Genomic DNA, 20957 nt, shown 5'->3' on the forward strand with positions numbered 1-20957 from the left:
CCCCCAGCACTCCCCAGAAACAACCAAGGAGCACCCGTGTCCCACCGCCCTGCCCGCCGTGCCACCGCGCGGCCGCGCACCGTCGTCGTCACCGCGCTCGCCGCGCTGACCGCCCTGACCGCAGCCGGGTGCGCCGGCCCGAGCGTCGGGGCGGCCGGCGGCTCCGACGAGCCTTCCGCCGAGGCCGTCGACTGGTCGCAGGTCGAGCCCGCGAAGGAGATCACCTGGTGGAGCAACCACCCGGGTGCGTCGCAGGAGGTCGAGCAGCAGTTCATCGACGAGTTCAAGGACGAGACCGGCATCAGCGTGAAGCTGGTGACCGCGGGCGCCGACTACGACGAGGTCGCGCAGCGCTTCCAGGCCGCCTCGCAGACGGACGAGCTGCCCGACCTGGTCATCGCCTCGGACGTCTGGTGGTTCCGCTACCACCTGAACGACCAGATCATGCCGGTCGACGACGTCATGGAGTTCCTGGACGCCGACGCCGCGGACTTCCAGCCCGCGCTGTACTCCGACTACGAGTACGACGACCAGCACTGGGCCGTGCCGTACGCGCGCTCGACGCCGCTGTTCTACTACAACAAGGACCTGTGGGAGGCCGCCGGCCTGCCCGACCGCGGCCCGGAGACCTGGGCCGAGCTCGAGGAGTGGGACGCCTCCCTGAAGGACGAGGTGCCCGAGAAGGGCTCGACGTTCGGCCTGTCGACCGGCCCGTCGTGGGGCGCCTGGTGGTTCGAGAACATGATCTGGGGCCAGGGCGGCGCCTACTCCGACGGCTTCGACCTGACGCTCGACACCCCTGAGGCGATCGCCGGCGGCCAGTTCGTGCACGACCTGTTCCACGAGTCCGGCGTGGCCACCCTGTCGGCCGACGACGCCATGGCCGACTTCTCCTCGGGCCTGATCGCCTCCACGATCGGCTCGACCGGCTCCCTGAAGGGCGCGCTCGACGCCGCGAAGTTCGAGGTCGGCACGGCCTACCTGCCCGACGGCCCGCAGGGCGGCGGCACGCCGACCGGTGGTACCGGTCTGGCGATCCCGTCGTCCAAGACGCCGGAGGAGCAGCTCGCGGCCGCGATGTTCCTGGAGTTCCTCACCGACACCGAGAACACCGCCACCTTCTCGCAGTCCACGGGCTACATGCCCGTGCGCACCTCCGCGGTGGAGAGCGACACGATGAAGGCGACCTACGAGGAGACGCCGCAGTTCCGCACCGCGGTGGACCAGCTCGCCGACAAGGCCCGCGTGCAGGACGACGTCCGCGTCTTCGTGCCCGGCGCCGACGCGCTGCTGAACGACGCCCTGGAGCAGATCGTCATCGAGGGCGCCGACCCGGCCACGGCGTTCGAGGGGATCACGCCGCGTATCGAGACGGCCTACACCGAGAACGTCGAGCCCTACCTGGCCCCCCAGGACTGACGTGCCCGAACAGGACGAGGCCCGCCACGACGCCCCCGCGCACCGTGGCGGGCCTCGTCCCGTGCGGCCGGCCGCCGCACGTACCACCGGGGCGGTCGGAGCGGCCCCGGGAACGTGGTTGAATCGCGCCGTGATTACAGCGACCGATCGGCCGCACCGCATCATGATCGTCACCGACGCCTGGGAACCGCAGGTGAACGGTGTCGCCACGGCGCTCTCGCGCACCGTGGCCGAGCTGCGCCGGATGGGCTGCGCGGTGGAGGTGGTCACGCCCTGGGACGGCTACCGCACCATCCCGCTGATCACCTACTCCGAGATCCGCGTGCCCATCATGGCGCGCGACGACGTGGAGCGGCGGTTCCTGGAGTTCGCGCCCGACGCCGTGCACATCGCCACCGAGGGTCCGCTCGGCTGGTACGCGCGCGCCGTCTGCGACCACTTCGGCTTCCCGTTCACCTCCAGCTACCACACGCAGTTCCCCGAGTACGTGAGCGCGCGCTGGTCGTGGATCCCGCTGTGGGCGGGGTACCGCTACGTGCGCAAGTTCCACGACAAGTCCGGGGCGGTGCTGGTGGCGACGCCGACCATGCGCGAGCAGCTCACCCAGTGGCGCATCCGGAACGTGACGCCGTGGAGCCTCGGCGTGGACACCGAGCAGTTCCACCCGCGCCGCCGGGCCGCCGCGTCCGGGTCCGGCGCCACGGGCAACGGCGTCTACCGCGACCTGCCCGGGCCCGTCTTCCTGTACGTGGGGCGGCTCGCGGTGGAGAAGAACGTCGAGGCGTTCCTCGACCTGGACCTGCCCGGCTCGAAGGTCGTGGTGGGCGACGGCCCGGCCCGCGCCGACCTGGAGGCCGCGTACCCGGCGGCGCACTTCCTGGGCCGCCGCTCCGGCGACGACCTGGCGCAGCACTTCGCCGACGCCGACGTGCTCGTCTTCCCGAGCCGCACCGACACCTTCGGGCTGGTCATCCTGGAGGCGATGGCCTCGGGCACGCCCGTGGCCGGGTTCGACGCGCCAGGTCCGCGCGACCTGATCCCCGGCTCCGGCGCGGGCGCCGTCGACGACGACCTGCGGGCGGCGTGCCTGGCCGCGCTCGGCTGCTCCCGCGAGGAGACCCGCCGGTACGCCGAGCTGTTCTCGTGGCGCGCGTGCGCCGAGGCGTTCTACGACCGGCTCGACGTGCCGCCGCCGCCGGTGCGGGAGCGCATCTGGGTGCGCGGGATCCAGCGCCTGCCGAGCCTGGGACTGACCGGGCTCAGCATGCCGAACCTGTCGATGCCCCACCTGACCCTGCCGTCGCTGCCCAGCCTGCCGTCGCTCCCGAGCCTGCCGTCGCTGCCCAGCCTGTCGCGGACCGGCCTGTCGCGGCCGAGCCTCACGCTGCCGGGCCGGACGCTGCAGGGCCGCGTCGCCCGGCTGCCCGAGCTGCTCATCCCCCGCCGGGTGGGCCGCGCGGTCACCCGCGTGCGGCGGATCGTCACAGACCGACCCACTCGGACTCGCCGTCCGTGAACTGCTGCTTCTTCCAGATCGGCACCTCCGCCTTGATGCGCTCCACCAGCAGGGAGCACGCCTCGAAGGCCTCCTTGCGGTGCCCGGCCGACGCCGCCGCGACGAGCGCGACGTCCCCCACCTCGAGGTGCCCGTAGCGGTGCGTCGCCGCGACGCGGAGGCCCGTCTCGGCGCTCATTGCCTGGCACACTTTTTGTAGCACGGCGGTGGCGTCGGGGTGCGCCTCGTAGTCGAGGCTCGTGACGGCGCGGCCGCCGTCGTCGTCCCGGACCACGCCGCGGAAGGTGACCACGGCGCCGCACTCCGGCGCGGCCACCGCCGCCTCGACGGCCCGCCCGACGGCGTCGTCGAGCACCTCCTGCGTCACGCGCACGACCTCGTCCATGCTTGACCGTTCCCTCTCGCCCGGGTGCGGCGTCACAGCGGCCACACGGCCACCTCGGCACCCGGTTCGAGCGTAGTCGCGGCGGCGGGCACGTCGATCAGCACGTCCGCGGCGGCCATGGACGCCACGAGGTGCGAGCCGGGCCCGCCGACGACGGCGACCCGCTCCCCGGCCCCGGCCGCGCCCGCCGACGGGCGCACCCAGCGGCCCCGCAGGAGCTGCCGCTTCCCCGCCGGGGAGCGGACGGCGCCGTCGAGCACCGCGGGCAGGCGCTCCACCGGCGGGAGCCCGGCGGCCCGCCGCAGCACGTCCCGGAGGAAGACCACGAACGAGACCTGCGCGCTGACGGGGTTGCCCGGGAAGGTGAGCACGGGCGTGCCGCCGATCCGGCCGAACCCCTGCGGCCCGCCGGGCTGCATCGCCACGGAGCGGAAGACCACCTCGGGCAGGGCGTCCTTGACCACCTCGTAGGCGCCCTGGCTCACGCCCCCGGTGGTGAGCACCAGGTCGCAGCCCGCCGCGGCGCGCTCCAGCCCGGCGCGCACCGCCGCCGGGTCGTCGGCCAGGGTGAGCCGCTCGCTCACGCGCCCACCCGCCGCCTGGACGGCGGCCGCGAGCGCCGGGCCGTTGGCGTCCCAGATCTGGCCGGGTCCGGGCTCGCCGCCCGGCCCCACGAGCTCGCTGCCCGTGGACACGACGGCTACCGAGACCTGGGCGAGGAGCGCGAGGTGGGCGACCCCGCAGGCGGCGGCCGCCGCGACGTGGTGCGGCGCGAGCACGGTGCCGGCGGGCAGCACGACGGCGTCGGCGGCGACGTCGGACCCGGGCTCCCGGACGAACTCGCCGGCCGCGCGGGCGCGCGCCACGACGACCGTGTTCGCCAGGGCCGCCGCGGCGCCGTTGAAGGTCACGTGGTCGGTGTCCTCGACCGGCACCACGGCGTCCGCGCCCTCGGGAACCGGGGCGCCGGTCATGATCCGCACCGCGGTGCCCGGCGCGAGCGGCGCGGGCTCGCCCGGCGCGGCGGCGACGTCGCCCGCGACGGGCAGGGAGACGGGCGCGCCCGGGCCGGCCGCGGCGACGTCGGCGGCACGCACCGCGAAGCCGTCCATCTGGGAGTTCCGGAACCGGGGCAGCGGCCCGGGGGCGGTCACGTCGCGCGCGAGCACGCGGCCGAGCACCCCCTGGTCGAGGGGCACCTGCTCGGCGGGCCGGTCGGCGAGCGCCGCGAGCAGCTCCGCGACGTCGGCCCGGTGCTGTTCCACGTCCACGCGCTCGCTCATGCCCGCAACCTACCCGCAGCGTCGTGCTGCGGGCGGCTTGCCCTGGCGAGCGGACCGGGCCGCACGAAAGAATCGAGCATGCACATCCAGGCGCTGAGCAACAACGGGACCACGCCCGACGGCGCCCTGGTGCGCCGGGAGTCCGAGACCGACGACGGCCTGCTGGTGCTCGACTCGGTGCTCGCGATGCGCCCGCAGCCCGACGTGGTGCTGCGCGCCCGGCAGCGCGTGGAGTACGACGGCGACGTGCGGGCCTGGGTGCGCTGGTCGCACCAGCGCGAGCCGGGCGGCGTGGACGTCTCGTTCGAGCGCGCGGACCTGCCGCCGGGCGTGGGCGACGGCGTGCCGTCGTTCGCCCGGTACCTGCTGGTGCTGAAGCTCGCGACGGTGGGGTCCTGGGTCGAGTACACGCAGCTCGACGACACCGATCCCACGCGCACGCAGCACGCCCTGCTGGTGCGCACCGACACGCAGCCGCTGGTGCTGCCGGACGGCATCTCGGTCTCCGCGATGCGCATCGACCAGCTCCTGGACGGCAGCCCCGCGAACGCGTTCTGGTGCGACGAGCACGGGGTGCTGCAGGCCGACTACATCGAGACGTTCCCTGACGGCACCCGGATCACGGGCATCTCGTGGCGCACCACCTGGGCGGGCGTCGAGCCGTGGCTCGACCCCGAGGTGCGTGCGGCGCTGGACGCGTCGGGGATCCTGGCGTAGTGCCGGGCCGGGTCACCGGTGCAGGTGCGCCTTGTGCCCGACCGCGGCGGAGACGTCGGCCTCGGCCACGGCGAGCAGCCGGTCGGCGAGGCGCCGCAGCGCCCGGCCGGCGGCGATCTCGTCGCCGATCAGCGGGACCTCGTCGTCGTCGGGTGACTTCCTGGCGTGCCCGACGCCGCGCAGGGCGTCCGGCGGACCGTTCATCACCGTCGCCTCCGCCGTCGTGCTGCCCGCCGCCTCGACCACGGTGATCCGCACGTCCCAGGTGAGCGCGCGGCCGCGGCGGGCCTCGGCCCACGCGCCGGACGTCGCCTCGACCTGGGCGTCCACGTACGTGTCGCCGCCGGGGTAGACGAGCGTCTCCTCGCCCGTGTCGGACCAGCGCACCCGGTACGGCGGCGACCCGTCGCCGTGAGGACACTCGGTCACCACGCCGTCCCGCACAGCGCCGCCGACCACGCCGGAAGCCGTGACGATCCGGTCGCCCACTGCTGCTTTCATGGGGTCCTCCTCGCGTCGTTGCGGTCCCTTCCATCATGACCCCGAACCCCACGGCGTGACAGACGTACCGGTTACCTGGGCGACCTCGGCCCGTGACACGGAAGTGAGAACCTGGCAGGAGACGGGGTTCGCGCGGAGGAAGGAGCCGGGGTGCGGGACCTGCTGCCGCAGCTGCTCGACTGGTGGCGCGCCGACGAGCGCGCGGCCGTCGCGACGGTGGTGCGCACGTTCCGGTCCGCGCCGCGCGAGCCGGGTGCGGCGCTGGCCGTGGGGCCGGGCGGCGAGGTCATCGGCTCGGTGTCCGGCGGGTGCGTCGAGGGCGCGGTGTACGACCTCTGCCTCGAGGTCGCCGAGACGGGCCGTCCCGTGCTCGTCAGCTACGGCGTCACCGACGACGACGCCTTCGACGTGGGCCTGACCTGCGGCGGGACCATCGAGATCTTCGTCGCGCCCGTGTCGCGGTCGGCCTGGCCGGGCTTCGGGTCCTTCGCTCGGCGGGTGCTGGGCACGTCGTCGCCCGACGGCGGCGCGGCGGCGTCGGGCGTCTGCCTCGCCACGGTCGTCGGGGCGGACGGCGGCGGTGGCGGTATTGGTGGCGGTGCCGGTGATCCCCGTGGTGCCGGCGGAGCGCTCGGCCGGCACCTCCTCGTCTCCGGGGCGGACGTCCCCGGGGCGGACGCAGGCGTCCCCGAGGAGACCCTCGGGGACGCGGGCCTGGACGCGGCGGTGACCGCGGACGCCGTCGGGCAGCTCGCCGCCGGCACCTCAGCCCTGCGCGAGTACGGGCCGCACGGCGAGCGCACCGGCACGGGGACGCGGGTGTTCCTGCAGGTCTTCGCCCCGCCCCCGCGGCTCCTGGTGTTCGGCGCGATCGACTTCGCGGCGGCGCTGGCGCGCGCCGGCCGCCTGCTCGGGTACCGCGTCACGGTGTGCGACGCCCGCCCGGTGTTCGCCACGCCGGCCCGCTTCCCCGAGGCCCACGAGGTGGTCGTCGAGTGGCCGCACCGGTACCTGGCCGCCGAGATCGAGGCGGGCCGCGTCTCCGCGCGCGACGCCGTCTGCGTGCTGACCCATGACGCCAAGTTCGACGTGCCCCTGCTGCACACCGCGCTGACCGACCTGCCCGCCGGCACGTACGTGGGCGCCATGGGCTCCCGCCGCGCGCACGCCGAGCGGACGGCCCGGCTGGTCGAGGACGGCGTGCCGCTCCCCGCACTGAACCGGCTGCACAGCCCGATCGGGCTGGACCTGGGCGCGCGCACGCCGGACGAGACCGCCGTGTCGATCGTCGCCGAGCTGATCGCGGCCCGCTCCGGCGCCACGGCCCGTCCCCTGCACGAGACGGACGGCCCGATCCACGGCTGAGGTCGCTTCGGCGACCCGGACGGCCCCGCTCGACCGAACTCCCCGACGTGTCAGACGTACAGGTCACCCGGGTGACCTGTACGTCTGACACGTGCGGCTCGGCCATCCCCGCTCGCGCAGCACTCGGTGTCCTGGGTCACAGCCGCGCCCTCTTCCTTAATTGCGACAGGTTGTCGTAACTTCTCCTTGCGACAGGTTGTCGCAACTTGGGAGGAGCTCCGATGACACAGCAGGACAAGCGCGCTCTCGTGGTGGGCCTCGGGATCGCCGGCATCGCGACCGCGATCGGGCTGCGCCGGGCGGGCTGGGAGCCCGTCGTCGTCGAGCGCTCCCCCGAGCGGCGCACGGGCGGGTACTTCGTCGGGATCTTCCCGGACGGCAAGCAGGCCCTCGCGGACCTGGGCGCGACGGACAACCTGCACGTGCGCAACCCCGTCGACGGCAAGGACTGGACCGTGCGCCGGTCCGGGCAGGCCCGGCCCGGCGCCGGTTTCCTGGACCGCCCGGGCGGCCCGTACGCGGTGGTGCGCGGGGACATCGAGGACGCACTGTGGCGCACCCTCGAGGACCTCGGCGGTGCGGAGGTCCGCTTCGGCACCCGCCCGGTCGGGATCGAGCAGACGCCGGACACGGCGCGGGTGCGCCTCGTGCAGGAGCCGAGCGGCGCCGAGTCCGTGGAGGAGTTCGACCTCGTCGTGGGCGCCGACGGCGTCCGCTCGGGCGTGCGCAAGCTGGCCTTCGGCCCGGACGCGGACTACCTGGACCAGTGGGAAGCCATCATCTGCGCCTTCGAGCTGGACGAGCAGGTCCCCGGGCTCGGGCCCGAGGACGGCAGCATCGACGCGCGCTCCCGCCGGGCGGCCTGGGTCTTCGGGTTCGCCGACCGCACCCCCACCGCGTTGCTGACGTACCGCACCCAGGACGTGGACGCCCAGTTCACGCGCCCGCCGGCCGAGACTCTGCGTGAGGTCTACGCGGGCATGGACCACCCGTCCGTGACGCACGTCCTGGACCAGCTCGAGAAGGCCCCGCACTTCCTGTTCGACTCGGTCAACCAGGTGAAGATGCCCTCTTGGCGCTCGGGCCGCGTCGTCCTGGTCGGGGACGCCGCCTGGTGCCTGAACCTCTACTCCGGCATGGGCTCCAGCATGGCGATGCGCGGCGGCGCCGACCTGGGCCAGGCCCTGCGGGAGCACCCCGAGGACCTGCACGCGGCGCTGGCCGCCTGGGAGACGGGCCTGCGCCCGGCCATCACCGGCCACCAGCGCCGTGCCCGGCTCATGCAGCAGCTCTTCGTCCCGTCGGGCCCGGTGGCCGAGCGGGTGCGCTCCGCGGTCCTGGTGGGGCTCGGCGCCGTCGGGCGGCTGACGAACCGCAAGGCCGCGGGCGACACGAAGGTCCCGGCCGCCGCCGGCGCGGGCAGGTGATACTGGGCCCATGGCACGGATCAAGGGCGGCACGTTCCAGGCCCACCACGAGCAGGTCTGGTCCGACCTGACGGAGGCGATGGGCACGCTGCTCGCCGAGCGCGGCTACGACGGCTTCAACCTGGGGCACGTGGCCGCCGGCGCGGGCATCGCCCGCAACACGATCTACAACTACGCCAAGGACAAGGCGGCGCTGGCCGCCAAGATCGCGCAGCACGCCAGCCGCGACATCCTGGCCCGGATCGACGAGATCGCCGCGGGGCCCGAACCGGCCCCGCGGCGCCTGGCGCAGATCGTGGACACGCTGATGCGCTCCTTCGACACCCCGGCGGTGCGCCTCATGCTGCACTCGCCCGCCACGGCGATGCCGCAGGACGTGCTGGAGCACCCGGAGGGCCCCTTCGCCCAGGTCGCCGCCGCCGTGGAGCAGGTCCTGCGCGACGGCGTCGACGAGGGCACCTTCCGCCCTGTCGGCGACGTCGCGCTGACCACGCACCTGCTGAGCGGCATCGTGCGCGCGGGCGCCGAGCGCACGGCCTCCGGCGCGGACATCGAGCAGATCCTGCCGGCCGTCACGGACCTGCTGCTGGCCGCGCTCCTCAGTCCGGGTGGTGCACCACGTTGATCACGTTGCCGTCCGGCGCCCGGACCAGGAACCGGCGCACGCCCCACGACTCCGTGGTCAGCGGGTGCACGATCTCGTAGCCGAGCCGCCGGGCCTCGTCGTACGCGCCGTCGACGTCGGGCGTGTGCACCGAGACGACCGCGTCCTCGGGCGAGGTCGCGTCGCGGGTGACGAGCTGGACGATCGCCCCCGTCTCGGGCGAGGTGCACCGGGCCACCCAGCCCAGGTCGAACTCCTCGGTGCTCAACCCGAGATAGCCGGTGTAGAAGTCCTTGGCTGCCGCTACGTCGGCCACCCGAAGGTTCGGCATGATGCGTGTGGCGCGCACGGCGTCCTCCAGCTCGCGGGAGATCGGTTCGCGGGAAATGCCGGGCCGACGACGCCGCGGCCGTCCTAGGCTGCGGGCATGTCAGCGCACGCAACCATCGTCCCGCCCCGGCTCCGCTCCGGCGACACCGTCCGCGTCATCGCCCCCGCCAGGTCGCGGGCCATGATCATGGAGCACGACAACACCCGCTGGGTCGACGAGCGGTTCGCCGCGATGGGACTCACGCTGACGTTCGGCGAGCACGTCGACGAGGACGACCAGTTCCGCAGCTCCTCGATCGAGCACCGCGTCGCCGACCTGCACGCCGCGTTCGCCGACCCGGCCGTCGCGGGCGTGATCACCGTGATCGGCGGGTTCAACAGCAACGAGCTGCTCCCCCACCTGGACTTCGACCTGATCGCGGCGCACCCCAAGGTGTTCTGCGGCTACTCGGACATCACCGCGCTGCAGAACGCGATCCTCGCCCGCACGGGCCTGATCACCTATTCCGGCCCGCACTGGTCGAGCTGGGGCATGCGCGACCACTTCGAGCCCACCGGCGACTGGTTCCGCGCCGCCGTGACCGGCGACGCCCCGATCGTCGTCGAGCCCTCCGCGGCCTGGACGGACGACCTCTGGTTCCTCGACCAGGACGCCCGCACCCCCGTGGCCAACGAGGGCTGGTGGCGGCTGCGGCCGGGGCAGGCGTCGGGCCGGATCGTCGGCGGCAACCTCTGCACGCTCAACCTGCTGCAGGGCACCGCGAACATGCCGTCGCTCGACGGCGCCCTCCTGTTCATCGAGGACGACTTCGAGTCGAACACGGTGGCCTTCGCGCGCAACCTCACCTCCCTGCTCCAGCAGCCCGACGCCGCCGGCGTGACCGGGCTCGTGGTCGGCCGGTTCCAGGCCGCCACAGGCATGACGCGCGAGGCGCTCGACGAGATCGTCGCGCGCCAGCCCGCCCTGGCCGGCAAGCCGGTGCTGGCGGGCGTGGACTTCGGGCACACCAGCCCGCTGCTCACGATCCCGGTCGGCGGCGCGGCGGACGTCGTCGTCGGCGAGCACGAGGCGAGCCTGACGATCACCCGCCACTGACGCCGGCGGCAGGGGCGGCGTCCGCCGTCGGCGAACCCGGAAATTGAGTCGGGTCGACTCAGGTTGTACCGGTCATCAACCGCATCCGGAGGAGAACATCATGACCACCGTTCTGACCCGTTCACCGTTCGCCCAGACCTGGCTCCGTGACCCGTGGAGCCAGACTGCCGCGACCGCCGGCCCCGTGCCCGCGGCCGACGTCTACCGTGAGGGCGAGGACCTCGTCGCCCGCCTCGACCTGCCGGGCGTGAACCCGGCCGACGACGTCACCGTCGAGGTCGAGGGTCGCAAGCTCGTCGTGCGCGGCGAGCGCAAGGACCAGCGCTCGGAGGAGTCCGAGGGCCGCCGCATCTCGGAGGTCCGCTTCGGCTCCTTCCGCCGCGTCGTCACCCTGCCGAAGGCCGTGGACGGCGACGTCGTCCGCGCGTCCTACGACTCGGGCGTCCTGACGGTCACCGTGCCGGGCGTCTTCGCCGGCACGACGCCGCAGCGCGTCGAGGTCACCACCGCCGCCTGATCCCCAGGCAGCCACTCTGACGGCGCCCGACCGCACAGCGGCCGGGCGCCGTCGGCGTTCTGCTGTCGGGTGCAACTGACCGAACTCACTGACTTCGGTCCCCTGCATTGAGACCGGTCGGTTGAATGACCGGTCTCGGGGCAAGGGACCGATGTCATCTGCGCCAGAGGTCGCAGTCACCGCGCCAGCGCCGCCGCGCCCACCACCGTCGCGTCGCCGCCCAGCACCGCCCGGCGCACCTCGATCATGTGCCCCGACACGGGCGGCTCGTCGTCCAGCCGGGCCCGGATCGCGGGCTCCAGCAGGTCCCAGGCGTGGGCCAGCCCGCCGCCCACCACCACGTGCCCGACGTCGAGCAGCGCCGCCAGCACCAGCACCGCCGACCCGACCGCGCGCCCGGCGTCGGCCAGCACGCGCGCGGCGGCCGCGTCCCCGGCCCGCGCCCGGGCCTCGATCTCCGCCGCGCCGACGACGGCTCCCGAACCCTCGCGCGAGCCGACGCCGCCCGAGCCGCCCGCCGCCACGGCCTCCCCGTACCGGCGCTCCACCGAGCGCCCCGACGCGAGCGTCTCCAGGTGCCCGCGCTGCCCGCAGGTGCACCGCGCGTCGCCGAAGCCGGGCATGTGCCCGATCTCCCCGGCCGCCCCGGCCCCGCGGTACAGCGCGCCGTCCAGCCAGAGCGCGCCCCCGACGCCGGTCCCGAGCGCGATCCCCGCCGCCGACCGCACGCCGCGGACGGCGCCCCAGGTCGCCTCGCCCACGAGGAACGCGTCGACGTCGTTCGCCACGGTGACCGGCAGGCCGGTCCGGGCCGCGAGCCCACCCCGCAGGTCGGTGCCGACCCAGCCGACGAAGGAGTCGCTCGCGGCGAGCACCTCGCCCGTCACCGGGTCCACGACCCCGGCCGCGCCGACGCCGACCGCCGCGACCCGCACCCGGGCCGTGGCGGTCGCCTGCGCCACCAGCCCGGCCGCGACGTCGAGCATCGCCGCACCGCCCGACGGCGTCGGCGCGGTCGCCGAGGCGAGCACGGCGCCGTCCGCCGTGACGACGGCGGCCCGGATCTTGGTGCCGCCGATGTCGACCCCCGCGGTGGGCCCGCCCGTCACAGCGCGGCTCCGGGGGCCGGGGCGGCGCCCGACGCGACCGCACCCGGCACGGGCGCCAGCCGCTGCCGCGCCGCGCGCCGCTCCCGCTGCGCGGCCGGGTCGGGCGTCGGCACGGAGGCCAGCAGCTCGGCCGTGTACAGCTCGCGCGGGGCGCTGAACACGTCCGCCGTCGGGCCGCTCTCCACGAGGCGCCCGCCCCGCAGCACGGCCACGCGGTCGGTCAGCTCGTGCACCACGCCCAGGTCGTGGCTGATGAACAGGCAGCCGAACCCGAGCTCCGCGTGCAGGTCGCGCAGCACCTGGAGCACCTCGGCCTGCACGGACACGTCCAGGGCGCTGGTCGGCTCGTCGGCCACCAGCAGGCGGGGCCGCAGCGCGAGCGCCCGGGCCAGCCCGATCCGCTGGCGCTGGCCGCCGGAGAACTCGTGCGGGTAGCGCCGCTCGGCGCCCGCGGGCAGGTGGACGGCGTCCAGCAGCTCGCGCACCCGCGCCCGCTTCTCGGCCGCGGTCAGCCGCCGCCCGTCGCGGCCGTGGATCGCCAGCGGCTCCGCGATCGACTCGCCCACGAGCCGGCGCGGGTCCAGCGAACCGCCCGGGTCCTGGAACACGACGCCGACGTCGGCCAGCAGGCGCCGCCGGGCCCGGCCGCGGGCGCGCGCGACGGAGGTGCCGAGCAGCAGCACCTCACCCTCGGCCGGCGTGAGCAGGCCGAGGCAGGCGCGCCCCGCCGTCGACTTGCCCGAGCCGGACTCGCCGACCAGGCCCAGCATCTCGCCCGCGCGCACGGTCAGGTCGAGGCGCTCGACGGCGCGCACGTGCCGGCCCTGCACCCGGTAGTCGAGGCTGACCCCGCGCAGGTCGAGCACGACCTCGCCGCCACTGGTGGTCGAGCCGACCCCGCTGGTCGAGCCTGTCGAGACCTCCGTACCCGTCGAGCCAACCCCGCTGGTCGAGCCTGTCGAGACCCCCACATCCGCCGAACCAGGTCTCGACAAGCTCGACCCACCACCGCTCGCCGGCGGCACCGCCGGCACCGCGTCCAGCAGCGCCCGCGTGTACTCGTGCTCCGGCGCCAGCAGCACCTGCTCCACCGGCCCGTGCTCCACGATCCGGCCGCCGCTCATCACGGCCACCTCGTCGGCCAGGTCGGCCACGACACCCATGTTGTGCGTGACCAGCAGCAGCGCCGTCCCCCGCTGCGCCACGAGCTCGCGCAGCAGGTCGAGGATCCCCGCCTGCACGGTCACGTCGAGCGCCGTCGTCGGCTCGTCGGCGACGATCAGCTGCGGCTCGCACGCGAGCGCGATCGCGATGACCACGCGCTGCCGCTGCCCGCCGGACAGCTCGTGCGGGTACTGCCCCGCCCGCCGCTCCGGCTCGGGGATGCCCACGGACCGCAGCAGGTCCACGGCCCGTTCCCGCGCGGCCGCCCGCGGCACGCGCTCGTGGTTGAGCACCGCCTCGGCGATCTGGTCGCCCAGGGTCATGGTCGGGTTGAGCGCCGTCATCGGCTCCTGGAACACCATGGACACCACCCGGCCGCGCAGGTCCACGAGCTGGTCCTCGGGGGTGGTCACGACGTCGCGCACCGCGTCGCCGTCGGCCAGCTCGACCGAGCCGGTGACGCGCGCCGTCGACGGCAGCAGGCCCAGCACGGACAGCGACGTGACGCTCTTGCCCGAGCCGGACTCGCCCACCAGCGCGACCACCCGGCCGCGCCGCACCTCGAGGTCGACGCCGCGCACCGCGGGCACCTCCCCGGAGCCGGTGGTGAAGGTGACGTCCAGGTCCCGGATGCGCAGTACGACGTCGCTCATGCCGTCCTCCCCTTCACGTCGACGACGTCCCGCAGCCCGTCGCCCACGAAGTTCAGCGCGCAGACCACGACGACGATCGCGAGGCCGGGCGGCAGGATGAGCCACCAGGCGCCCTGGTAGATGTAGTTGATGCCGTCGTTCAGCATCGCGCCCCAGTCGGTCGTGGGCGGCTGGACGCCCATGCCGAGGAAGCTGATGTAGGCGACGAGCAGGATGGCGTCGGCCACCTGGAAGGTCGCGTTGACCACCACGGTGCCCACGGTGTTGGGGATGACGTGCGTCAGCACGGTGCGGCCGTGCGAGGCGCCCATCGCGCGGGCCGCCACCACGTAGTCGCGGGTGCGGACCGACAGGGCCTCCGCCCGGATCAGCCGGGCCGGGACCAGCCAGGACACCAGGCCGAGCACCACGATCATCATGCCGACCGTCGGCCGCACGATCGTGGAGAGCACCAGCAGCAGGAAGATCGCGGGGATCGCGATGCCGGCGTCGACCACCCGCATCATGACGACGTCGACGGCGCCGCCCACGTACCCGGCGATCGCGCCCCAGAGGGTGCCGACCACCGTGGCGAGCGCCCCCGCCAGGACCCCGACCAGGAGCGAGACCCGGCCCGCGACCATCAGCCGGCCCAGGTTGTCGTAGCCGAGCGCGTCCGTGCCCAAGGGGTGCCCGTCGACGCCGGGCGGCAGGTTGGCCGCGCCGAGATCGGTCGCCACCTGCTCCGTCGGGTAGACCAGCGGGCCGATCAGCACGAACAGCACCAGGATCACGAGCGCCACCGCGCCCACCACGGCCAGCCGGTTGGTGGCGAACCGCCGGATCGCGGTCATCGCAGGCCTCCTCGGGTGCGAGGGTCCAGGACGGCCTGGACGACGTCGGCCAGCAGGGAGCCGACGACGGTGGCGACCGAGATGACGAGCACGCAGCCGAGCAGCACCGGGAAGTCGCTGCTCTGCGCGGCGCTCCAGAACAGCAGTCCCATGCCGGGGTAGTTGAACAGCTGCTCGACCACCAGGGCGCCGCCGAACATGACGGGAAGGTAGTAGCCGAGCATCGCGACCACCGGCGTCAACGAGTTGCGCAGCACGTGCCGCAGCACCACGCGGCGGTGGCCGGTGCCCTTGGCGCGGGCGGTGCGCACGTAGTCCTCGCCGAGGTTGTCCAGGGTCGAGGAGCGCATGTACCGGCTGAACGTGGCCACGATCGGCACCGCGCCGGTGAGCACGGGCAGCACGAGCGCGTCGGGCTGGGCCAGCACCTCGGCGATCCCGGTGCCCTGCGGGGCCGCCGCCGGGAACAGCCCGGCGGTCTGGCTGAGCAGCAGGATCAGCAGCATCCCGAGGAAGAACGTCGGCGTCGAGTAGGCGACGATCGCCAGCGTGGAGAGCCAGTAGTCGACGGCGCGGTTGCGGCGCACGGCCTGGTAGACGCCGACGGGCACGGCGATCAGCACCGCGACGACGAGGGAGAGCCCGGTCAGCAGCAGCGTCTTGGGCAGGCGCAGGGCGATCGCGTCGGAGACCGACTGGTTGAGCAGGTAGGACTCGCCGAGGTCGCCCGTCAGCGAGCGTCCCAGGAACGAGAGGTACTGGAGCACGACGGGCTGGTCGAGGCCGTTGGCGGCCTCGAACGCGGCGATCTGCTCGGGGGTGGCCTGCTGGCCGAGGACGCCGCGGGCGGGTCCGCCCGGCAGCGCGTGCAGCAGCGCGAACACGATGACGCTGACCACGAGGATCACGACGAGCGCCTGGAGCACGCGCCGGACCAGGAAGCGGCCGAAGCCGCCGCGGGCCGCCCGGACGGGCGGGGGCGCGGCGACTCCGGCTTCGACGGTCCCGCTCTGCGCGGGGATGGCTGTCGTCATGTCAGCCGGCCCAGCTCCAGCGCTGCGGGTGGAAGCTGGCGAGCGGGTCCTGCGTGGTGCCCTCCAGCCCGTCCTTGATCACGGAGACCTGGTAGACGGGGTTCGGCAGCCACATGACCGGCAGGTTCTCGGCGCCGAACTTCGAGTACTCCTGCATGACCGACGGGTCGGTGCTCTCGGTGGAGTCGTGCATGAGGGTGTCGAGCTCGTCGTCCGAGTAGGAGCCGAAGTTCGACGCCGCGCCGGTGCCGAACACGCGCTCGCCGCTGGGGTAGCCGCCGAAGTACCAGCTGCCGGCTGTGCCGAAGAACGGGAGCTGCCAGTCGCAGTCCGCCTGGTCGGCGGTGCACGGCGCGATGGAGGACAGCACCGTGTTCAGCGGCGCGCTCTCGATGGTGACGCCCACGCCGGCCTGCTCGAACGTGGACTTGATCTCGGCGAACATGTTGTCCGTCTCGGCCGAGCCGCTCTGCGTCAGGATCGTGATCGCCAGCTTCTGGCCCTCCTCGACGTCGGTGCCGCACTCGTCGTCGCCGTCACCGGGGCTGGTGCACTCCAGCACGCCGTCGGACCCGGCGGTCCAGCCGTGGTCGGCCAGCAGCGCGGCCGCGGCCTCGGGGTCGAACGGGTACGGGTTGTCCTTCTGCTCGTCGGAGAGGAAGTCGCTCTCGGGGTTCTGCGGCACCGGCCCGTAGCCGGGCAGCGCCGCACCCTTCCAGATGACGTCGGAGATCTGCTCCTGGTCCACGAGGTGCTGGAGCGCCTGGCGCACGTAGAGCTGGCGGTAGACCGGCCCCAGCTCGGGGTGGTTGAAGTTGTACGGCAGGTAGGTGATGGACCAGCCCGCCCAGGGCTCGACGGCGTAGCCGAGCGACTCGTACTGCTCCGGCGCGTCCAGGCCGGTGGTCGGGATGTACCCGTAGTCGACGGCGCCGGACCGCACGGCGTTCACCTCGGCGTCGGTGGACGTGTACGGCAGCAGGTTGACGGTGTCGATCGAGGCGGCGTCGTCGCCGTCGTACTTCTCGTTCTTGGTCAGCTCGACCTGGCCGCTGTCCGTGAACCCGGTCAGCGAGTATGGGCCGTTGATGGTCTGCCACAGCGGGTTGGACTCGTAGGTGGACAGGTCCTCGCTCTGCGTGACGAGGTAGTCGAAGATCGCCTTCGCGCCGTCCTCGGTCTCGGCGAGCGCCGGGTCGGGGGCGTCGCCGTCGGCGGCCTTGGCCCAGGCGTGGGCCGGCAGCGGCACGACGAGCGTGAGCTGCGAGGCCTGCAGCCACTCCGGGTTGTAGACCTTGTCGAAGGTGAGCTCGACGGTCTTCTCGTCCGGGGTGGCCACCTCGGTCACGTTGTCGGGCATGCGGCCCTCGGAGTAGCTGGCCCAGACGTCCGTGTTCGCCTTGACGAGGTCGAACCAGAACTTCACGTCGGCCGAGGTGACGGGCTCGCCGTCGCTCCAGGTGCGGCCCTCGTCGAGGGTGATGGTGGCGACCAGGCCGTCGTCGGAGAAGGTGATCTCGTCGGCGAGATCGGCGCTCGCCACGCGCCCCACCTCGCCCTCGGAGCCGTCGTACGCGACGAGCGGCTCCCAGAGGGTGCGGGTGATCGCCGAGTTGTGGGTCGCGAGCTTGCCCGCGATACCCAGCGGCACGATCCAGTTGGGGGTCGCGTTCGCGGGCAGGGCGTAGTTCACGTCGGTGCGTGCGGCTGCCTCGTCGCTGCCGGACGAAGACGTCGAGCATCCGGCGAGGAGGGCGACGGCGGCGGCCGCGCCGACGGCCAGCCGTACGGCCCGTCCGGCATGCGTGGTGCGCATCTGGGTCTCCTTGGTCTGCGGGGCCGACGACGCCGGAGCCTGTGCGACTCGGGCACTTGTTTCGCCAGCCGAATAATGGAGCACCGTAGACGTATTAAGTTTCCCGAATCTATGCGGAATCCGTAACAAGACTGTTAATTCGGGACCGCAAAAAGGCCGACCTGTCCGGAGCATGGCCGATGTGGTGCAGACTCTTGCCCGGAACTTGTTCCATGTCCTGAAAGAAGTACTGCAAGAAGTTCTCGAAGAACCTGGAGGAGGCCCGTGGCCCAGCCCGCGCGTCCCCGGGTGGCCGCCGCACGGCTCGAGCGCGAGATCCTCGTGCTCGTGTCCAGCGGCCGCGCCCGGTCCCGCAAGGAGATCGCCGAGTCGCTCGGCATCGCGCCGTCCACCGTCTCGCAACGGGTGCAGGCGATGCTCGCCTCCGGCGTCCTGGAGGAGACGGGCGAGGGTGCGTCCAGCGGCGGACGGCGGCCGCGCGCGCTCCGGGTGCCCGGCAGCACCGGCTACCTCGGCGTCGTCGACCTCGGGGGCGCCCACGCCCGGCTCGGCATCCTGCCGCACGGCGGCGAGCTGACCACCACCACGGAGGTGGCCCTCGCGATCGGCGACGGCCCCGGACCCGTGCTGACGCAGGTCACGGCCGCGCTGCGCGAGATGGCAGCCGCACAGCCCGACGGCGGCCGGCTGCTCGGCGTCGGCATCTGCCTGCCCGGCCCGGTCGACGTCGCCCGGCGCGCCCTCGACAGCCCGTCGCGCATGCCCGGATGGTCGGGGTTCGACGTCGGCTCGTGGCTGGAGGACGCCCTGGGCGTTCCCGCCGTGGTCGAGAACGACGCGAACGCGATGGCTGTGGGCGAGCACTTCGGGCACGCCCGGCGCACGCGGCACTCCGTCTCCGTCAAGGCGGGCACCGCGATCGGCGCCGGCATCCTGGTCGACGACCGGCTGTACCGCGGCGCGGGCGGCGCGGCGGGCGACATCACGCACACGCGCATCCCGGCCGGCGGCGACACCCCGTGCACCTGCGGCAACCGCGGCTGCCTGGAGACCGTGGCCTCGGGCGCGGCCCTGGTGCGGCTGCTGCGCGAGCAGGGCTACGACGTCGACGCGACCGCCGACGTCCTCGCCCTGGTGCGCGACGCCGAGCCCGTGGCGACCACCCTGACCCGGACCGCCGGGCGGCACCTGGGCGCGGCGCTGTGCACGGTGGTCAACTTCTTCAACCCCGGCGCCGTCTACCTGGGCGGCGCGCTGTCCACGCTGGAGCCGTTCGTCTCCGCGATCCGCAGCCAGATCTACGAGGGCGCCCACCCGCTGATGACCCGCGACCTCGTGATCGCGCCGTCCGGCCTGGGCCCCGACGCGAACCTCGTGGGCGTGGGCCGCCTGCTGGAGGACACGCTCGTGCCGCACGCCCTGGCCACCCCGCAGTCCCCTGCCCCCTCCACAGCGTCATCCACAACCGCGTCGGAAGGACCACGATGACCAACCCCCGCCCGCGGGTCGCGATCGCCGGCATGTCGATCGAGTCCAGCACGTTCTCCCCGCACCGTTCCGGGTGGGAGGCCTTCACGCTCCGCCGCGGCGACGAGCTCGTGGCGCACTACCCGTTCCTGGCCGACGGCGCCCCGCTGCGCGACGCCGCCGACTGGACCGGCGTGCTGCACGCCCGGTCGCTGCCGGGCGGTGCCGTCCCGGCCGAGGTCTACGAGTCGGTACGCGACGAGATCGTGGCGACCCTGCGCGCGCAGCAGGCCGAGCACGGCCCGTACGACGGCGTGCTCCTCGACATCCACGGCGCCATGACGGTGGTGGGCCGGGACGACGCCGAGTCCGACCTCGCCGCGGCGGTGCGCGCCGTCGTCGGCCCGGGGACCCTGATCAGCACCACGATGGACCTGCACGGCAACGTGCCCCGGGAGCTGGCGCAGGCCAGCGACCTGATCACCTGCTACCGCATGGCCCCGCACGAGGACGCGTGGGAGACCCGCGAGCGCGCGGCCGCGAACCTGCTCGCGCGGCTGGAGTCGGGCGGTGCCCCGAAGAAGGCGTGGCTGCAGGTCCCCGTGCTGCTGCCCGGGGAGAAGACCAGCACCCGCATCGAGCCCGCGGCGTCCATCTACGCCGACGTCGCCCGCGTGGCCGACCTGCCCGGCGTGCTCGACGCCGCGCTCTGGGTCGGGTACGCGTGGGCCGACGAGCCGAGCTGCCGGGCCGCCGTCGTCGTCACGGGGGACGACGAGGAGGTGATCGTGCGCGAGGCCGAGCAGCTCGCCCGGCAGTACTGGGACGCGCGCGACGAGTTCGCGTTCGTCGCGCCGGCCGCCCCGTACGACGAGTGCGTGGCGACGGCTCTGGCGAGCGAGGCACGGCCGTACTTCCTGTCGGACTCCGGCGACAACCCCACGGCGGGCGGCGCGGGCGACGTCACCTGGACGCTCGCGCGGCTCCTGGCGGAGCCGGCCTTCGCCGTCGCGCCCGAGGACGGCGGCCGCACCGCGATCTACGCCTCCCTGCCCGACGCCGCGGCGGCGCGCTCGGTGGCCGCGACGTTCGCGTCGGCTGGTCCCGGCGCGGCGGTCGACGTCGAGGCGGGCGCCCGGGTCGACGACGGCCCGCACGGGCCGGTCCGGTTGAGCGGCGTGGTGGAGCACGTGAGCGAGGGCGACCCCGACGCCGGCATCGTCGCCGTCGTGCGCGTGGGCGGGCTGCGCGTGATCCTCACGGAGCGGCGCAAGCCGTACCACCTGGAGCGCGACTTCACGGTGCTGGGCCTGGACCCGCGCGGGACCGACGTCGTCGTGGTGAAGATCGGCTACCTGGAGCCCGAGCTGTACGACATGGCGGCCGACTGGATGCTCATGCTCACCCCGGGCGGCGTCGACCAGGACCTGCTGCGGCTGGGCCACCACCGCCTGACGGTGCCGACCCACCCGTTCCACGAGTTCGCCGCCGAGCCGAAGCTCCGCGCCGAGCTCCTGTGACACCCCCGCGGTCGCGAGCCGTTGGTCGAGCTGCACCCCGCTGGTCGAGCTTGTCGAGACCCGGTGATCGAGTGACACCCCGCTGGTCGAGCTTGTCGAGACCCGGTGATCGAGTGACACCCCGCTGGTCGAGCTTGTCGAGACCTCACCAGGTCTCGACGAGCTCGACCAACGCGGAGAGGACAACGCCCGGTCGCTTAT

The 20957-nt window shown here is 73.9% G+C and carries 19 protein-coding genes; 10 read left to right on the top strand and 9 right to left on the bottom strand.

Annotated elements, in window-relative coordinates:
- Positions 1-36 precede the first annotated feature (36 nt).
- Positions 37-1419 carry an ABC transporter substrate-binding protein gene (locus tag ACFU5G_RS10305; RefSeq protein WP_377243336.1) on the top strand — a complete coding sequence of 461 codons (1383 nt, stop codon included), beginning with the start codon at positions 37-39 and terminating at the stop codon, positions 1417-1419.
- Positions 1420-1549: 130 nt separating this feature from the next.
- On the top strand, positions 1550-2935 hold the full coding sequence (locus ACFU5G_RS10310) for a glycosyltransferase family 4 protein (protein WP_377243339.1): 1386 nt from the start codon (positions 1550-1552) through the stop codon (positions 2933-2935).
- Here the strand turns inward: ACFU5G_RS10310 and ACFU5G_RS10315 are convergent.
- Positions 2901-3320 (bottom strand): molybdenum cofactor biosynthesis protein MoaE, encoded by a 420-nt coding sequence (locus tag ACFU5G_RS10315; RefSeq protein WP_377243342.1) that lies wholly within the window; start codon positions 3318-3320, stop codon positions 2901-2903. The two genes, ACFU5G_RS10310 and ACFU5G_RS10315, sit on opposite strands and share 35 nt — an antisense overlap.
- A 32-nt stretch (positions 3321-3352) precedes the next feature.
- Positions 3353-4603 carry a gephyrin-like molybdotransferase Glp gene (gene glp / locus ACFU5G_RS10320; protein WP_377243345.1) on the bottom strand — a complete coding sequence of 417 codons (1251 nt, stop codon included), beginning with the start codon at positions 4601-4603 and terminating at the stop codon, positions 3353-3355.
- 78 nt (positions 4604-4681) lie between these two features.
- On the opposite strand from glp, the gene ACFU5G_RS10325 reads away from it, so the two are divergent.
- Complete coding sequence (locus ACFU5G_RS10325) at positions 4682-5320, top strand: hypothetical protein (RefSeq protein WP_377243348.1); 639 nt, start codon at positions 4682-4684, stop codon at positions 5318-5320.
- A gap of 12 nt (positions 5321-5332) precedes the next feature.
- Here the strand turns inward: ACFU5G_RS10325 and ACFU5G_RS10330 are convergent, their stop codons facing one another.
- Positions 5333-5821 (bottom strand): dsRBD fold-containing protein, encoded by a 489-nt coding sequence (locus tag ACFU5G_RS10330; protein WP_200835928.1) that lies wholly within the window; start codon positions 5819-5821, stop codon positions 5333-5335.
- 150 nt (positions 5822-5971) lie between these two features.
- On the opposite strand from ACFU5G_RS10330, the gene ACFU5G_RS10335 reads away from it, so the two are divergent.
- From ACFU5G_RS10335 to ACFU5G_RS10345, 3 genes are all read left to right on the top strand, one after another.
- A complete protein-coding gene (locus ACFU5G_RS10335) occupies positions 5972-7186 on the top strand; it encodes an XdhC family protein (protein WP_377243352.1) in 1215 nt (404 codons plus the stop codon).
- A 221-nt stretch (positions 7187-7407) separates the two neighbouring features.
- On the top strand, positions 7408-8613 hold the full coding sequence (locus ACFU5G_RS10340; protein WP_377243355.1) for an FAD-dependent monooxygenase: 1206 nt from the start codon (positions 7408-7410) through the stop codon (positions 8611-8613).
- 10 nt (positions 8614-8623) lie between these two features.
- Positions 8624-9238, top strand: coding sequence for a TetR/AcrR family transcriptional regulator (locus ACFU5G_RS10345; RefSeq protein ID WP_377243358.1), 615 nt, complete (start codon positions 8624-8626; stop codon positions 9236-9238).
- Here the strand turns inward: ACFU5G_RS10345 and ACFU5G_RS10350 are convergent.
- Positions 9213-9566, bottom strand: coding sequence for a VOC family protein (locus ACFU5G_RS10350; protein WP_377243360.1), 354 nt, complete (start codon positions 9564-9566; stop codon positions 9213-9215). The two genes, ACFU5G_RS10345 and ACFU5G_RS10350, sit on opposite strands and share 26 nt — an antisense overlap.
- Before the next feature lie 78 nt (positions 9567-9644).
- On the opposite strand from ACFU5G_RS10350, the gene ACFU5G_RS10355 reads away from it, so the two are divergent.
- Positions 9645-10643, top strand: a complete 999-nt coding sequence (locus ACFU5G_RS10355; protein WP_377243363.1) for a S66 peptidase family protein — start codon at positions 9645-9647, stop codon at positions 10641-10643.
- 100 nt (positions 10644-10743) lie between these two features.
- Positions 10744-11160, top strand: a complete 417-nt coding sequence (locus ACFU5G_RS10360) for an Hsp20/alpha crystallin family protein (protein ID WP_377243366.1) — start codon at positions 10744-10746, stop codon at positions 11158-11160.
- A 176-nt stretch (positions 11161-11336) separates the two neighbouring features.
- Here the strand turns inward: ACFU5G_RS10360 and ACFU5G_RS10365 are convergent, their stop codons facing one another.
- Genes ACFU5G_RS10365 through ACFU5G_RS10385 form a run of 5 tightly spaced genes read right to left on the bottom strand, consistent with a single transcriptional unit; the run spans position 11337 to position 17769 of the window.
- Positions 11337-12269 (bottom strand): ROK family protein, encoded by a 933-nt coding sequence (locus ACFU5G_RS10365; protein WP_377243369.1) that lies wholly within the window; start codon positions 12267-12269, stop codon positions 11337-11339.
- Positions 12266-14086, bottom strand: coding sequence for a dipeptide ABC transporter ATP-binding protein (locus ACFU5G_RS10370; RefSeq protein ID WP_377243372.1), 1821 nt, complete (start codon positions 14084-14086; stop codon positions 12266-12268). The genes ACFU5G_RS10365 and ACFU5G_RS10370 overlap by 4 nt, the downstream gene beginning before the upstream one ends.
- On the bottom strand, positions 14083-14919 hold the full coding sequence (locus ACFU5G_RS10375) for an ABC transporter permease (RefSeq protein ID WP_377243375.1): 837 nt from the start codon (positions 14917-14919) through the stop codon (positions 14083-14085). The genes ACFU5G_RS10370 and ACFU5G_RS10375 overlap by 4 nt, the downstream gene beginning before the upstream one ends.
- Positions 14916-15953: an ABC transporter permease gene (locus ACFU5G_RS10380; RefSeq protein WP_377243378.1), complete on the bottom strand. Its 1038-nt coding sequence runs from the start codon at positions 15951-15953 to the stop codon at positions 14916-14918. Before ACFU5G_RS10380 ends, ACFU5G_RS10375 begins: the two co-directional genes overlap by 4 nt.
- A 1-nt stretch (position 15954) precedes the next feature.
- A complete protein-coding gene (locus ACFU5G_RS10385; protein ID WP_377243381.1) occupies positions 15955-17769 on the bottom strand; it encodes a peptide ABC transporter substrate-binding protein in 1815 nt (604 codons plus the stop codon).
- Positions 17770-18033: 264 nt separating this feature from the next.
- On the opposite strand from ACFU5G_RS10385, the gene ACFU5G_RS10390 reads away from it, so the two are divergent.
- Entirely contained in the window at positions 18034-19257 is a 1224-nt protein-coding gene (locus ACFU5G_RS10390) for an ROK family protein (protein ID WP_377243384.1), read from the top strand.
- On the top strand, positions 19254-20756 hold the full coding sequence (locus ACFU5G_RS10395; protein WP_377243387.1) for a M81 family metallopeptidase: 1503 nt from the start codon (positions 19254-19256) through the stop codon (positions 20754-20756). Before ACFU5G_RS10390 ends, ACFU5G_RS10395 begins: the two co-directional genes overlap by 4 nt.
- Positions 20757-20957: the final 201 nt, after the last annotated feature.

Origin of the sequence: Promicromonospora sp. NPDC057488, assembly GCF_042802395.1 — a bacterium.
Classification (GTDB): Bacteria; Actinomycetota; Actinomycetes; order Actinomycetales; family Cellulomonadaceae; genus Promicromonospora.